The following is a 14,995-nucleotide window of genomic DNA, read 5'->3' on the forward strand; positions in this document are numbered from 1 at the left end:
GCCATTCAATTTTACTACTGTGAAGTTATGGCCAAACCAGATAAGCAAGTCGATACACTTAAAGTTCCTCCCCATTCAATAGAAGCTGAACAATCTGTTTTAGGTGGCTTAATGCTTGATAACCAAGCTTTTGACCGCGTAGCGGAGCTTGTTGTATCACAGGATTTTTATACCCGCACGCACAAGTTAATTTTTGAGGCGATGACGGCACTTGCTGAGATTGGCGATCCGATAGATTTAATCACTATTTCTGAAAGTTTAGAAAAAAATAATAAACTGGCAGGAATTGGTGGCTTTGCTTATTTAGCAGAAATAGCTAAAAACACGCCAAGTGCTGCTAACATTGACGCTTACGCAAGTATTGTACGCGAACGTGCTGTTGTACGTGAAATGATTGGCGTAGCGAACGAAATTGCAGAAGCCGGCTTTAACACCGAAGGGCGTACTAGTCACGACTTACTCGATTTTGCCGAAAGCAAAGTGTTTAAAATAGCTGAGCAACGAACAAAAAATAATGAAGGCCCGCAAAGCATTCATAGCATCCTTGAAAAAACCGTTGATAAAATAGAAGAGCTTTATCAATCACCACAAGATGGTGTTACGGGTGTAAGTACAGGTTATGCCGATCTTGATAAAATGACGACGGGCTTACAGCCTTCTGACTTAATTATTGTTGCAGCGCGTCCATCTATGGGTAAAACCACTTTTGCGATGAACCTTGCAGAACATGCTGCAATGACTCAAGACAAACCAGTATTAATTTACTCTCTAGAGATGCCTTCAGAACAAATTATGATGAGGATGTTAGCGTCTCTTGGCCGTATTAACCAAACTAAGGTACGTACTGGTCAATTAGATGATGACGATTGGGCACGACTTTCATCAACAATGGGCTTATTGATGGAAAAAGGTAAAATGTACGTTGATGATGCATCGGGCTTAACACCTACCGATGTGCGTTCACGTGCAAGGCGTATAGCCCGTGACCACGGTGGCATTAGTATGATCATGGTCGATTACTTGCAGTTAATGCGTGTACCAAGCCTTGCTGATAACCGAACGCTAGAAATTGCTGAAATTTCACGTTCACTTAAAGCACTAGCAAAAGAGCTAAAATGTCCGGTTGTTGCGCTTTCGCAGCTTAACCGTACGCTAGAGCAACGTGCCGATAAACGTCCTATTAACTCAGATTTACGTGAGTCGGGGTCGATAGAGCAAGATGCCGATTTAATCATGTTTATTTACCGTGATGAAGTTTATAACGAAGACAGTACTGACAAAGGTATTGCCGAAATTATCATAGGTAAACAACGTAACGGCCCAATTGGTAAAGTGCGTTTAACATTCCAAGGTCAATTTTCTCGCTTTGATAATTACGCGGGACCAGCGGTAGATGACGATTACTAATGCGCCTAGCCACTGCTGAAATTAATTTAGCTGCACTTGCGCATAATTTAGCGCAAGTTAAGTGCTTTGCACCTAACAGCAAAGTAATGGCGGTGCTAAAAGCAAATGCTTACGGGCATGGTTTAGTAACGATTGCGCAGCATTTAAATAATGCTGACGCATTTGCTGTGGCGCGAATAGATGAAGGGCTTGCCCTTCGAGCTGGGGGCTTAACAAAGCCAATAGTTTTACTAGAAGGCTTTTTTAACAAAGCCGACTTACCTATTTTACTCGCTAATAACTTTCAAACTATTATTCATGACGAATACCAATTAGCCGCGCTTGAAAAAGCAAAGCTCGATGCGCCAATAACATGCTGGTTAAAAGTAAATACAGGTATGCATCGACTAGGTATTGCGCCAGAGCAGTTTGAAGAGTTTTATAACCGCTTACAAAAAACACCTAACGCCAAAAATACCGTTAATTTAATGACCCATTTTTCGTGTGCTGATGATGTTGATAATGCCAAAACGGTTCAACAAATCACGTTATTTGATAACTTAGTGAATGGCATTGACCAAGCACATTGTTTATCAAATTCTGCTGGTATTATTGCATGGCCGAGCGGTCATGGTGATTGGGTGCGCCCTGGGCTTATGCTATATGGCGTATCGCCAATGGCAAATAGTATTGGGCAACAACATAAATTAAAACCAGTTATGCGCTTAACTACGCGCGTAATTGCAGTGCGTAATGTACCAGCTAATGAGGCGGTAGGGTATGGCGGACGTTGGAAAAGCGATAAACCAACCAAGTTAGCTGTTGTGGCTATGGGTTATGGCGATGGTTATCCTCGGCACGCTAAAGAGGGCACACCAGTAATAATTGGTAAGCAGCGTTATGGTATTGTTGGCAGTGTTGCTATGGATATGATTAGCGTAGATATAGGCGCTAATGAGCACAATATTAAAGTGGGCGACAGAGTCACTATGTGGGGCCCTGAGCTACCAGTTGAAGAAATAGCATTATGCGCTGATACTATCCCTTACGAGCTATTATGTAATATTACACCGCGCGTAAGTTATGAGTATCAGCGTTAATACAGCTATAAAGCGGTATTTACTCTTTTATAAAGTAAACGTCGCTAAAGCCCATACGGGCAAATTCTTGGTCGCGAAAGTTACGAACAGAAGCAGACCCTTTTGAGGTCATTTCTATTTGCTGTACCATGCTTAAGTAATTAGTCAGATCAATACCTTCGGCGGCAGCAATTGCTTGATACATGTCATGGTATTTATCTTTGGCGAAATTAATCTCGCGTGGTTCGTTTTTAAATTTGTAGGTTATTCTACGTGCCATATTAAGCTCATTTCAATTGAGTGTTGCAGTGATTTTACACTGTATTTAATAACGGCTCTAGCATTGAATGACTTGTTGTAATTGGTAATTAAAATAAAGAGTCAAAAATGAAATTATCTGTAGAGATCAGTAAATATCCACTTCACCAAGATTACATCCCGTTTATTCAGGGCTTTATTGACAGATTAAACGAATACGATGATTTAAAAGTGATTACTAACACGTTATCAACGCAAATTTTTGGTGATTACGATTTAGTAATGCAGGTGTTAAATACCGAAATTAAACGTTCATATGAAGAATTTGGTAAAGCTATTTTTGTATGTAAGTTTCTCTCTGGCGACTTATCGCCTGAATAACCTATAATACCAACCTGCATAAATATTTGATCAATTTAACGAATTAAATTGCACTATAACGTCATTAAAAATTTTTTATTTAGAACAACTAGATACAAAAATTTTTGCCTAGTTCTAGCGTAATTTTCTTAACGTTAAATAGACCCCGTATATAAGCAGATTGGTATAACAATCGGCACAACTAAACGGTAATTGCATAATATGGACTTTTTAACACAAACCTTAAGTGGTTTTACAGCAATGTCGCATTGGGAGTATATTGCGGTAGGGTTGTCGATGGCTTATTTATTATTAGCAATAAAAGAAAGCTTATGGTGTTGGCCTGCGGCATTTTTTAGCACGCTCATTTATACAATAATGTACTGGAATGGCGCATTACTTATGGAGTCGTTACTTAATTTTTATTATATGTATATGGCTGTATTTGGCTGGGTTGTATGGCGTAAAGGCAAAGCTGCAAATTTAAATATTACATCGTGGTCGATAAACCGTCATGCTGTTTTAATTAGTTTAACAACCGTAGCTGCAATAGTTATTGGTTACGTTATGCAAAATTATACTCATGCCGATTTTGCTTATCTTGATAGTTTTACAACATGTTTTGCCGTAGTAACTACTTACTTAGTGGCTAAAAAAGTCCTCGAAAACTGGCTGTACTGGATTGTAATAGATGCCGCTTCTATGTATTTATATTACGAAAAAGGCTATTACCCAACGCTAGCACTCTTTATATTTTATACCATTATGGCAGCGTGGGGCTTTAAAACCTGGTACGAAGAGTACGAACAAAGCCAAGCTAAGCCTCTAGCACAGCTTTAATCAATGATTGAGCATACCCAGTTAGTAAAAATGTGTAGTGCGTTTATAGAGCCTACAAGCATTGTTTCAAGCGAGCGATTACTTAATGGCTTTAGTAACGATAATTTTTTAATACGTACCGAGCAACAAGGGTATTTGTTAAAGTGTTATAAAAGCCATTGGCCAAGTGACAGCCTTGAAGCGCAGCGCTTTTTAAGTGACTTTAATATATGCCCTGCGCCTATTTGGCTTGATAAAGAAAACGGTCGTGCGGTATTTAATTATATTGAAGGCAAGAGCGCGCAATCGGATATAACGCTTTGCTTTATTAATAAACTTGCTCAAGTGCACAATTACAAAGTGTCTACCGCGCCAATGGATATAGCTAAAGAGCTTCATTTTTATCAAAGCACCCACGTATATACGCAATACAAACCTCAAATAGAGAAGGCACTCAAAGCCGTTGCAGCTATGTCATTTAATGGAGGCTTTTGTCATAACGACTTAGTAAAAGATAACATTATTGTAAATGCTTCAGGCATGTATTTAATTGACTTTGAATATGCACAAACTAACGATGTGTATTTTGATTTGTCAGCCCTTGCAGTGAGCTTTAATCTTAATGAGAGCAGTGAAAGTGCATTGTTAAATAACTATAAAAATAGTATCGATAAAACAAAAACGTTTAATCCTTCAATGGATAAGCTGAATTATTATAAGCTGTTTTTTTTAGTGTTATGTATTGGCTGGTATGAAGAGCGCAGCATAACTAGTAAATCTGTAATGTTACGCGCGCAGCTAACTAAACTCGTTAATAATACTTTTTGTAGATGTTAAAGACCACCAAAGCGCTCGGCGAGCTCTTTGTATTTTGTTACTTCGGCTGTATCAAATTGTGGTTCACCATTTTCATCTTCTGATTTAGCAATTAATAAACTTTCTCTAGAGAGACGTTTTACACGCTCTACTTTTACACCTAAAAACTCAGCAACTTGCTCAGTAGACATTAAACTCATCATTATTTCCTCGTATTAAATCCATCCGCACAGCGACAATCATAGTTTCAATGTTACTAAACCGTTACTGTTTCCTATTCAATAAGAATAAATAGCGTGTTTTTAAGCCATTGTGAAGTGTTTTATTTAAAAGAGTTTAATTAATAAGCATATAAGCTGATGTTACTGGTATTTATTTAAAGATCTCTTTATCATTGCTGATGCTAAAGCACTGATATCGCGAGTTGGTGTGGCGGCAACAAATGTGCTCTCGTGGTGAAATGGATATCACGTGGCCCTCCGGAGGCTAAGTTGTAGGTTCGATCCCTACCGAGAGCGCCATTTGCTTTTACATCTACTAATATTCCCCTCTATATTATCTAGCTTTTCATTAATTACTTTTGTATTTAAAAATGTATTACTGCATAAATTTTGAAATTTTATTGTAAGAACAGCTTTCTAGTTATTTATACAATGCAAAATTGCATTATTCAAAATGTTATCTAACGTTATGTATGCATATACGACGAAATTATAAATGAGGAAAACCGATTCAATGTTAAATAGTCAGTTAGAAATACTCGCTCAAGGACATGCTTATCTTGAAAGTGTAACTAAAGAGGATTATTCGCAAATCGTTGCTCCTAATTTCATTAGTTCAGTTGGGTCACATATGCGCCACATTATCGATCATTACCAATCTTTAATGACGGGCTTTGGTATAAATAATATTGATTACGATAGTCGCCTACGCGGCAGTAATATTGAAAGTAACCCCTGTGAAGCTATAAAAAAAATTGCCGAGATAGCATCGTGGATTGAACAGCTAAGTCCAGATGATTTTAATAAACCGCTGTTACTTTCAAGCGAAGTATCAATTAAAAGTAAAAATGTACAAACTGTAACAACCTCATTAGCACGAGAGCTTATATTTGTAGGAAGCCATGCAGTACATCACTATGCGATGATTTCACAAATTACCTTTGCACAAAAAGCATCATTCGACCAGAACTTTGGGTTAGCACCAAGTACAGCCACTTTTTTGAGAGAAAAAAGCCAACAAAGCCAATTAAAATCACTGCAAAGTTAATATGTGCACTTTAAGTTACTTTCTAACTGATGATGGCTACGAGTTGTTTTTTAATCGTGATGAACAAAAAACGCGAGAAATGGCAATCGCCCCGAGTAAGCACACAGATAACGCAATTTACCCTATCGATCCGCAAGGGGGTGGTACTTGGCTTGGTGTATCGCATTGGGGGCAAACATTAGCTTTATTAAACGATTATCAAAGTGCATTTGATATAACTGCCGTAAAGCACAGCAGAGGCCTCTTAATCCCGCATTTACTAAGCAATAATACCCCTGCATTGTCTCAATTAAAAAATATGGATTTATCGGGTTACGCGCCTTTTAAATTGTGTATTTTTCCGGATAAATTATCGCTAAATAATGGGCACATCGCTTTTGTTCGGTGGGACACAAAAAAATTAATCGATTGCCAAGTTGAATCGCTTGCAACGTCGTCTGGCGTTGAGCTAGAAACAGTTACACAAAAGCGTAAACAACAATTTAAGCAATTTATTGACTTAAGATATCCTGCAAGTGAGCAGTTTTTAGCATTTCATTACAGCAAAGCTGATCAAGGCCAATATGGTGTAAATATGCAAAGAGAAGATGCAATGACAGTCAGTATTAGTCATATTAAAGTTGGTAACACTATACGCTTTAATTATTTTGATAAGCAGTCTCAGCTCATTAGCAGCATTAGTTGTTTAAAAGTGGCTGCAGCTTAACTAAATATTTTTATAGCTGTTACATAACTAAAAAAGTCGACGCAATTAATTGCGTCGACTTTTTTGTTGCTCTATTTTCATCTGCAGTATTAATACAGCAGATGAAAATTATGAGTGATTTATATAATCATCTTTTTTATCACCAAGGTAGAGCTTAAGTAGCTTTTCAGGCGCACTTGGTAGGTGCACACTTAAAAGTAATCCTGGGGTGTGATTAAAGTTACTGTCAATTCCCATACAATGAAATTGAGCGCCTAGCTTATGATATTGCTTTAATAAAATTGGTATGTCTTTTTTGTCTTCTTCTATTCCCATAACCAATGTTGATACATGATCTATGTTTAACGTGTGATCACTAATGAAGTCTTCAAACTCTGGATGAATTTTATTATTAAAAGGCGTATTGGCGCTAACACCTTGTTTATTATTAACCATTGCATGGTCAATAATTGCGACAGAACGAGGGTCGTAAAGCTTACTTAATGAAACAGTGCCATATAAAGTCCTATAACGTGGGTTTTGCGCCATAAACGCACCGATCCCTTTAAATAGCAGTAATAAGCCATGGTAACTGCCTTGATGTTTTTGAACTATAAACGAGCGACCCATTTCCAAGCACGGCTGTTGTTGATTAATAAAAGAGGGTTCAAAATTAAACATTTGCGATAAATAAAGGGCGCTCACGTCGCTATTTTTTTGTAATAAATCAGTTTGTCCAATTCGATAAGCTCCAATGATCTCTTCATTTTTATGATCAAAAATAAATAAATGCATGTAGGTTGCGTCAAACTTATCGGTATCACATGGCTCGCCGCTTCCTTCGTTTAATGTACGAAAGGTTATTTCTCTAAGGCGTGTTATTTCAGCAACACAATTAGGTATTTGATCTTGATAACCGTAATAAACGGAGTAACTTTTAAAGTCTAATAAGTGCTGCTCGCTTGGTAAGCTAGCAAGTTCACTCGTCATTTTTGTTTTATCAACATCCTGCATAATCGCTTTTAGTTGCATTGACTGGGCATCGTCTTGCCAAGGTGTTACAAAGCGTTCATCGTTTAAATAGCAAAGCAGGCGTGCAATATCGTTAATGTCGTCAGTTTTCTCAAATTTATTTAATAACTTGGGTGTAAGTAAATTACCAGCACCTAAATTAATGGACCTTTTTTGAATTTTAAGTAATTCACGTATTAGCATTAATAATCTAAATCGGTAGTAAATACGTCCCAAATTGTAAAACATAGGGCTATTTTGACCACTAATAAACACAGGTAATAAAGGGGCTTGTGTTTTTAAGGCTAGTTGAGCCGCTAAGCGATTCCATTGACCGTCGGTTACACGTTGTTTTTTTGATTGAAAAAACGAAACCCTGCCAGCAGGAAAAACCACAAGTAGGCCATCATTTTTAACATGACTAAAACACTGTTTAATTGCGCTGGTATTAATGGCTGCTTTTGGTTTTAGTGGATTAGCAAAAATAAAATAATCTTTAATTTCTGTAAATATTTTTAAACCAACGTTAGCCATTACTTTAGTATCGCTACGATAATGGGTGAGTAATTTGGCAATTATTACGCCCTCAATCATGCCATAAGGATGGTTACATACTACTATGCAAGGGCCTTGCTTAGGTATTTTGTTAATAACACTTTGTGCGCCAAGTACATTAATACCCAATACATTTAAAAGCTTTTCACTAAACTCCTGCTTATCTAAACCCGATAAATTATTAGAGAGGTATATATCACGCAGTTTATTTATACCTAATAAGCTATCGAGCAGTGGAGCGGCTGCTTTTAATATATGACCCAAAGGCGAGGCTGTGTTTATTGCAGCCACACTTAGGTTTGATACGGGGTGGTTTAGTTTTGTCATATATTAGTACTCTTAAGAATTTAAAGCAGTTGTTATTAAGTGCTGTGTATATTGAGACCGAGGCAAAACAATATTATGTTCAAGAAAGGTTAATAAAGTTCGCTTTTTTATAATGATTAGATAAATTTTATAGCTAAATCACCTGCTTTTTAGTGATAAGCAATTTAGTGTAGTTGAGATGAAAGCGTTTAATTATTAAAAAGTAAAATAATCAGAATTACAATGCAGCTCAAATAGGGCTGTAAATAATGCTTTTAGTTATATATAACTACTTACAACTCAAAAACTAGACTTTTAGGCTTAATTAATGCTATTTAAGGTACATATTCCTTAATAGAAAAATCCCGCCTTTATGCTAATTACTTTGCCCGTATCTGAGCTTACTCCTGGTATGTATGTTGATAGCGTTACTAAGCAACATGAAGGGATCAATAGCATAAAAATTAAGACCAGTGGCTTAGTGCGCGATAGATCTATTATTAAGCGTTTAGTCTCTGAAGGGGTGCTTGAGCTGCTTATAGATTTTGCTAAAGGTGATGCCCCAGTTCCTGCCAAATATAAGCCTCAAAGCAAACCTAAAACATCTAATAGCCAGCAAAAAGCCGAAAAAACACCTATAGCAATCTCAATTGAACAAGAATTTGCTAAAGCGAGTGTCAATTACGATCAGCATGGCCGAAAGCTACAGTCGTTATACGGTGACTTAACATCTGGCCTGAGTGTTAATATAAAAGTGCTTGATGAAATAGCCAGCGAAATAGTCAGCTCAGTTTTTCGTAACGCCAACGCCATGACTATTCTTACTCGTATAAAAGATAAACACAGCTATAACTGGCGGCATATGATCAACTGCGCCATTTTTACCGCTGTATTTGCTAAATACTTAGGGTACAAAATGGCTGTTGTGCAAGAGCTTGCCATGGGCGCGTTACTTCATGATTTAGGCCAAGCTAAATTACCGCAGGGTATATTTTCAAAGCCAACTAAGGTTACTAATAATGAGCTCTTAGCGATTAAAAAGCATGTAGCTCAAGGTTTGGGTTTAGTTAAAGGCGAGAAGGGTATAACACCCCTTATGCTTGATATGATAGTGAATCATCATGAGCGCTTAGATGGCTCTGGTTATCCGCGAGGCCTACAGGCAGAGAAGTTAAGTCGTCCAGCGCGTATAATGGCAATTGTAGATGTGTACGATGCAATGACTGCCGATAGAATGCATCAAGATGGTGATGAACCAATCAACGCATTGCGGTACTTATTAGCCAATAAGCAATTGTTTGATGGTGAGTTAGTACAGCGTTTTATAAAGTGTTTAGGGGTTCATCCGGTAGGAACTATTGTAAAATTAACGAATGAACGTTTAGCCTTAGTGCTTGAAGGGAACGTATTAAATCCTATTAAACCTAAAATTAAGCTATTTTATAATGCTAAGCACAATCATCATGTTACACCGAAAGACATCGATTTAAGTGAGCACACCCAAGAGCTTAAAATACTATCAAGTGTTAAGCCCTTAGATTATCAGATTAATTTGTCTCGCCTGCTAAAAGAGCATTTGTTGAATTAGCCTTACTGCATTGTCTTTTTTTAGTTTGTTTTGCAGAAATAAACGCACCCAAAAAGCAATTTCCCATCAGTGTTAACCATAACAAAGTGCCTAGCTCTACGTGCAATGCAAAACAACACAGCGCTAAAGAGATCAACGCATTTAACATTGCCCCTAGCCAATAATGGTTTACGGGGTTATCGCATTGTCCTGCTTGAGTACATGCGCAGTAGTTTGCTTTGTAAAAGCAAAACACACTCGCCCCACAAAATATTAGCCCTGTAATAATAAATAAAATGATCACAGTTTTACTTCCATTGCGATTTTATAATGAGTGTAAGTTGCTACTAACTCCCAGTCAATCTAAATGATAATTAATTACATTTAGAGTGTTTACTCTAATACCACACTTCTCATCCGATGAGTTTTAAATAGTTGTTAAAATGTCGTTAAAAAACATGTTTTTTACTGTCTTTTGCCGTATTCATAGAGTTTTTTACAAAAAATTAAGGTAGTGTAATCGGGTTTTAAATCCTAATAACAACACACATAGTACCCAGACAGTCAGTTTGGTTAAGGACTCAACAATGAAATTTTCTAAAACCCTTATTGCAGCTTCGCTTGCATTTGTTTCAGCTGATAGCTTTGCAGCTGCGTTTCAATTATCAGAGCAAAATGCATCGGGTTTAGGCCGTGCATACGCTGGTGAAGCTTCTATCGCAGACGACGCGTCTGTAGTTGCACGTAACCCTGCACTAATGACTTTATTTAAAGAAAAGCAACTAAGTGTTGCTGCTATTGGCGTAATCCCAGATGTAAGCTTAGAAGGTGAAGGCGCGCCAACTGGTATTGATCAATCTTCATTAGATGACGATAGCATTGCACCAAGTGCAGTGGTACCAGCAGCTTACTTTACTATGCCTTACAACGATAAAGTATCGCTTGGTTTTGGTGCATTTTCTAACTTTGGTTTATCAACAGACTTTGACGATGACTACTCAGCAGGACAGATTGCTGGTAAAACAGAAATCTTCACCGTTAACTTAAATGCAAGCGTTGCTTATAAAGTTACTGAAAAGTTTAGCTATGGTATTGGCTTAAACGTAATTTACGCTGATGCAACTATTGTGCGTCATGCTGGCTCTGGTTTACCATTTGCTTCAAGCACTGAAGTTGTGAACTTGGAAGGTGATGATACAGGTTACGCTTTAAATGTTGGTTTAATGTATCAGCTAGATGATAACAGCCGTTTTGGTTTTAATTATCGTACAGAAACAGATATTACATTCGAAGGTGATTACTCGAATCAAATACCAACAGCTTTTGGTGGATTAAATGGAACTGAATTACCTGGTTCTGTTGAAATAACACTTCCTGCAATAGCTGAATTTTCAGGTTCTCATCAGTTAGATGAAAAACTTGGTCTTCATTACAGTATTTTATGGACAGGTTGGAGTAGCTTTGATTCATTAGAAGCACAAGTTACAGCTCCAACTGGCGATAAATTTAGCGCATTTAATAAAGATGAAAGCTTCTCTGATTCATACCGTTTCGCTGTTGGTTCAGATTACCAATATAACGAAGATTTATTACTTCGTGCTGGTGTAGCATTTGATCAGTCTCCAGTATCACAAGATCACCTGTCGATCTCTATCCCAGATACAGATCGTTTTTGGTTCTCATTCGGTGGTAACTACACAATTGATCAAAGCTCTAACGTTGATCTTGGTGTAAGTATTATCCGTGGTAAAACTCAGAACTTTGAAGAAGATGGATTTGAGTTTGAGTCAGAAGGTAATGCAGTACTTATTGGCGCTCAGTACAACTACAAGTTTTAATGTAGAAGTGTCTTGTGGTTAATCACAGGGCACAAAAAAGCCGCTCACTTTAATTAAAGTGAGCGGCTTTTTTAATGCCTATTAAATAGTGTTAATAGGCATTTTATGAAAGCTTATAAGCTTTCTATTTTAGTTTTTTGCTCAAGTAGCTTAGTTTTAGCATCGCTAAATTCAGCCAGTTTTGCATTTTCTTTAGCAAGTACCGCTTCAGGTGCGTTGTTTACAAACTTTTCGTTAGCAAGTTTGTTTTGTACTTGTGCTAGGCCTTTTTCTGCTTTTTCGAGTTGCTTATTAATACGCGAAAGCTCGGCTTCCACATCAATTAAGCCCGCCATTGGGATCATGATCTCAAGGTTGCCAACATAAGACGTTGCACATGCTGGTGCATCGTCTTTGTTTTCAAGCATTGTAAACTCTTCAATTTTTGCAAGTGATGCTAAAAATGATTTGTTTTCTTCAATACGGCGCATGTCGTCACTTGATGCATTAGCAAGTAATACGCTAAGCGGTTTACTTGGACTAATATCCATTTCACCACGAATATTACGAATAGCTAAAATGAATTGTTTAACCCACTCTAAATCTTCCATTGCTTTAGCATCAACGCTCGCCTCGTTGTATACAGGGAACGGCTGAACCATAATACTGGTGTTATCTGTTTCAAGGCCTGCAAGTGGTGCAACACGTTGCCAAATAGTTTCAGTGATGTATGGCATCATTGGGTGCATTAAACGCAGTAAGCTTTCAAGTACTGTTATTAGCGTATGGCGTGTACCACGTTGCTGCGCTTCATTACCTTTAAACAATACTGGTTTAGTTAGCTCTAAGTACCAATCACAAAATTGGTTCCATGTGAATTCGTAAAGCGTGTTAGCAGCTAAGTCAAAACGGTAGTTATCTAGATGTTCTGTGTAGGTTTTAACGGTAGCTTCATATTGACTTAAAATCCAACGGTCAGCTAATGAGAACTCTTTATCTGTTAATACAGTATCTACATTACTTCCTAGCCCAGTAAAACCACAATCTAGCTCTTCTGTGTTCATTAGTACGTAACGGCTCGCGTTCCATAATTTATTACAGAAGTTACGGTAACCTTCAAGGCGGTTCATATCCCAGTTAATATCACGACCGGTTGATGCCATTGCAGCAAGCGTAAAGCGAAGGGCGTCGGTGCCGTGTGCTTCAATACCGCCTGCAAATACTTTACGCGTATCTTTTTCGATTTTAGCGGCAAGTTTTGGCTGCATCATATTACCAGTACGTTTTTGTACTAGGTCTTCAAGTTCAATGCCGTCAATCATGTCTAGTGGGTCAAGTACGTTACCTTTTGACTTAGACATTTTATCGCCATTATCGTCACGTATTAAGCCAGTTACATATACGGTTTTAAACGGAACTTGTGGTTTGCCATTTTCGTCTTTTACAAAGTGCAGCGTCATCATAATCATGCGTGCAACCCAGAAGAAAATAATATCAAAACCAGTTACCAACACGTCAGATGGGTGGAAGGTTTTTAAATCATCAGTATTTTCAGGCCAACCTTGTGTAGAGAAAGTCCAAAGCGCTGATGAGAACCACGTATCAAGTACGTCTTCGTCTTGGCTTAGCGTTACGTTATCTGCAATGTTGTTTTCACGGCGTACTTCAGCTTCGTCGCGACCAACAAATACGTTACCTTCATTGTCGTACCAAGCTGGGATACGGTGACCCCACCAAAGCTGGCGTGAAATACACCAATCTTGTACGTCGTTCATCCACGAGAAGTACATGTTTTCATATTGCTTAGGTACAAATTGAATATCGCCGTTTTTAACAGCGTCTTTTGCAGGCTCAGCAAGTGGTGCAACACGTACATACCATTGGTCTGTAAGTAGTGGCTCAATTACCACACCAGAGCGGTCGCCGTAAGGAACAGTTAAACCATGGTCTTCAATTTTTTCAAGTAGGCCAAGTTCTTCAAATTCTGCCACAATTGCTTTACGCGCTGCAAAACGATCAAGTCCATGTAGACGCTCAGGAATTGGCGCATCAAACTCAAGTTCTTTACCGTCAAAGGTGTATGTTTCACCTTGGGTAAGAATAGCGGCGTCTTTATCGAAAATGTTGATCATCGGCATTTGATGACGCTTGCCCACTTCGTTATCGTTAAAGTCGTGTGCTGGCGTTATTTTTACACAACCCGTGCCTTTATCTTTATCGGCATGCTCATCAGCAACAATTTTAATACGACGATTAACGATAGGTAATAAAATCTCTTTACCGATTAAATCTATGTAGCGTTCGTCATCAGGGTTTACTGCAACACCTGAGTCGCCAAGCATGGTTTCAGGACGTGTTGTTGCTACTACAATGTAGTCTTTTCCGTCTTGTGTTGTAACGCCATCAGCCAGTGGGTAACGTAAGTTCCACATATGGCCTTTTTTGTCTTTGTTTTCAACTTCAAGATCAGAAATAGCCGTGTGTAATTTAGGATCCCAGTTTACTAGGCGCTTGCCACGGTAAATTAGGTTTTCTTTATGAAGGCGTACAAACACTTCTTTAACGGCTTCAGATAAGCCATCGTCCATAGTAAAGCGTTCACGATCCCAATCAACCGATGCGCCTAGGCGACGAAGCTGCTTGGTAATAGTGCCACCCGATTCTTTTTTCCATTCCCAGATTTTATTAATAAAATCTTCGCGGCCTAAATCGTGGCGTGTTTTACCTTCTTCGGCATGCAGTTTACGCTCAACCAACATTTGCGTTGCAATACCTGCGTGGTCAGTACCTACTTGCCATAATGTGTTGTTACCTTGCATACGTTTAAAACGCGTTAGGGTATCCATTATTGTATCTTGGAAGGCGTGGCCCATGTGTAAGCTACCAGTGACATTTGGCGGCGGGATCATAATTGAATATGGTACGCCTTTGCCAGATGGCTTAAAGTAGCCTTTTTGTTCCCAGTCTTGATATAGAGACTGTTCAATATCTTGCGGATTGTAGGTTTTATCCATTACACAGAACCTTAAATAAGTACTTAAATTAGTTGGTTAGTTTGCCTGATTGG

The 14,995-nt window shown here is 38.2% G+C and carries 14 protein-coding genes and 1 tRNA gene; 10 read left to right on the forward strand and 5 right to left on the reverse strand.

All coding sequences use genetic code 11. The annotated features are described in order from the left end of the window. Positions 1–27: 27 nt before the first annotated feature. Together dnaB and alr are read left to right on the forward strand one after the other, a co-directional pair. Positions 28–1,407, forward strand: coding sequence for a replicative DNA helicase (gene dnaB, locus GQR52_RS01875; protein WP_007587308.1), 1,380 nt, complete (start codon positions 28–30; stop codon positions 1,405–1,407). Continuing rightward, on the forward strand, positions 1,407–2,486 hold the full coding sequence (alr, locus tag GQR52_RS01880) for an alanine racemase (RefSeq protein ID WP_007587306.1): 1,080 nt from the start codon (positions 1,407–1,409) through the stop codon (positions 2,484–2,486). Before dnaB ends, alr begins: the two co-directional genes overlap by 1 nt. 19 nt (positions 2,487–2,505) lie before the next feature. Here alr and GQR52_RS01885 read toward each other — a convergent pair whose 3' ends face one another. Continuing rightward, on the reverse strand, positions 2,506–2,745 hold the full coding sequence (locus GQR52_RS01885) for a DUF2960 domain-containing protein (RefSeq protein WP_165727259.1): 240 nt from the start codon (positions 2,743–2,745) through the stop codon (positions 2,506–2,508). Between the two features lie 107 nt (positions 2,746–2,852). On the opposite strand from GQR52_RS01885, the gene GQR52_RS01890 reads away from it, so the two are divergent. From GQR52_RS01890 to GQR52_RS01900, 3 genes are all read left to right on the forward strand, one after another. Beyond that, a complete protein-coding gene (locus GQR52_RS01890) occupies positions 2,853–3,104 on the forward strand; it encodes a hypothetical protein (protein WP_007587304.1) in 252 nt (83 codons plus the stop codon). A gap of 201 nt (positions 3,105–3,305) precedes the next feature. Then, a complete protein-coding gene (pnuC, locus tag GQR52_RS01895) occupies positions 3,306–3,923 on the forward strand; it encodes a nicotinamide riboside transporter PnuC (RefSeq protein ID WP_007587303.1) in 618 nt (205 codons plus the stop codon). Positions 3,924–3,926: 3 nt separating this feature from the next. Continuing rightward, on the forward strand, positions 3,927–4,739 hold the full coding sequence (locus GQR52_RS01900; protein ID WP_165727260.1) for a phosphotransferase: 813 nt from the start codon (positions 3,927–3,929) through the stop codon (positions 4,737–4,739). Here the strand turns inward: GQR52_RS01900 and GQR52_RS01905 are convergent. Continuing rightward, a complete protein-coding gene (locus tag GQR52_RS01905; protein ID WP_007587299.1) occupies positions 4,736–4,918 on the reverse strand; it encodes a hypothetical protein in 183 nt (60 codons plus the stop codon). The genes GQR52_RS01900 and GQR52_RS01905 overlap by 4 nt on opposite strands. 246 nt (positions 4,919–5,164) lie before the next feature. On the opposite strand from GQR52_RS01905, the gene GQR52_RS01910 reads away from it, so the two are divergent. The 3 genes from GQR52_RS01910 to GQR52_RS01920 all read left to right on the forward strand — a co-directional run bounded on the left by GQR52_RS01910 (position 5,165) and on the right by GQR52_RS01920 (position 6,693). Further along, a tRNA-Arg gene (locus GQR52_RS01910) sits at positions 5,165–5,239 on the forward strand. Between the two features lie 214 nt (positions 5,240–5,453). Continuing rightward, positions 5,454–5,987, forward strand: a complete 534-nt coding sequence (locus GQR52_RS01915) for a DinB family protein (protein WP_165727261.1) — start codon at positions 5,454–5,456, stop codon at positions 5,985–5,987. Between the two features lies 1 nt (position 5,988). Next, positions 5,989–6,693, forward strand: coding sequence for an NRDE family protein (locus GQR52_RS01920; protein ID WP_165727262.1), 705 nt, complete (start codon positions 5,989–5,991; stop codon positions 6,691–6,693). Positions 6,694–6,801: 108 nt separating this feature from the next. Here GQR52_RS01920 and GQR52_RS01925 read toward each other — a convergent pair whose 3' ends face one another. Beyond that, complete coding sequence (locus tag GQR52_RS01925; RefSeq protein WP_165727263.1) at positions 6,802–8,565, reverse strand: GNAT family N-acyltransferase; 1,764 nt, start codon at positions 8,563–8,565, stop codon at positions 6,802–6,804. 352 nt (positions 8,566–8,917) lie between these two features. Between GQR52_RS01925 and GQR52_RS01930 the strand changes: the two genes are divergently transcribed. Beyond that, on the forward strand, positions 8,918–10,132 hold the full coding sequence (locus GQR52_RS01930; protein ID WP_007587289.1) for an HD domain-containing phosphohydrolase: 1,215 nt from the start codon (positions 8,918–8,920) through the stop codon (positions 10,130–10,132). On the opposite strand, the gene GQR52_RS20465 is transcribed toward GQR52_RS01930, so the two are convergent. Then, the gene (locus GQR52_RS20465; protein WP_165725768.1) at positions 10,092–10,415 is read right to left on the reverse strand and encodes a hypothetical protein; all 324 of its coding nucleotides are present in this window, start codon (positions 10,413–10,415) and stop codon (positions 10,092–10,094) included. The two genes, GQR52_RS01930 and GQR52_RS20465, sit on opposite strands and share 41 nt — an antisense overlap. Before the next feature lie 283 nt (positions 10,416–10,698). On the opposite strand from GQR52_RS20465, the gene GQR52_RS01940 reads away from it, so the two are divergent. Then, entirely contained in the window at positions 10,699–11,949 is a 1,251-nt protein-coding gene (locus GQR52_RS01940) for an outer membrane protein transport protein (RefSeq protein ID WP_024592249.1), read from the forward strand. A 113-nt stretch (positions 11,950–12,062) separates the two neighbouring features. Here the strand turns inward: GQR52_RS01940 and GQR52_RS01945 are convergent, their stop codons facing one another. After that, the gene (locus GQR52_RS01945) at positions 12,063–14,942 is read right to left on the reverse strand and encodes a valine--tRNA ligase (protein WP_165727264.1); all 2,880 of its coding nucleotides are present in this window, start codon (positions 14,940–14,942) and stop codon (positions 12,063–12,065) included. Between the last annotated feature and the right edge of the window lie 53 nt (positions 14,943–14,995).

Source organism: Pseudoalteromonas sp. 31A1, assembly GCF_011378815.1.
In the GTDB taxonomy this organism is placed as follows: Bacteria; Pseudomonadota; Gammaproteobacteria; order Enterobacterales; family Alteromonadaceae; genus Pseudoalteromonas; species Pseudoalteromonas arctica.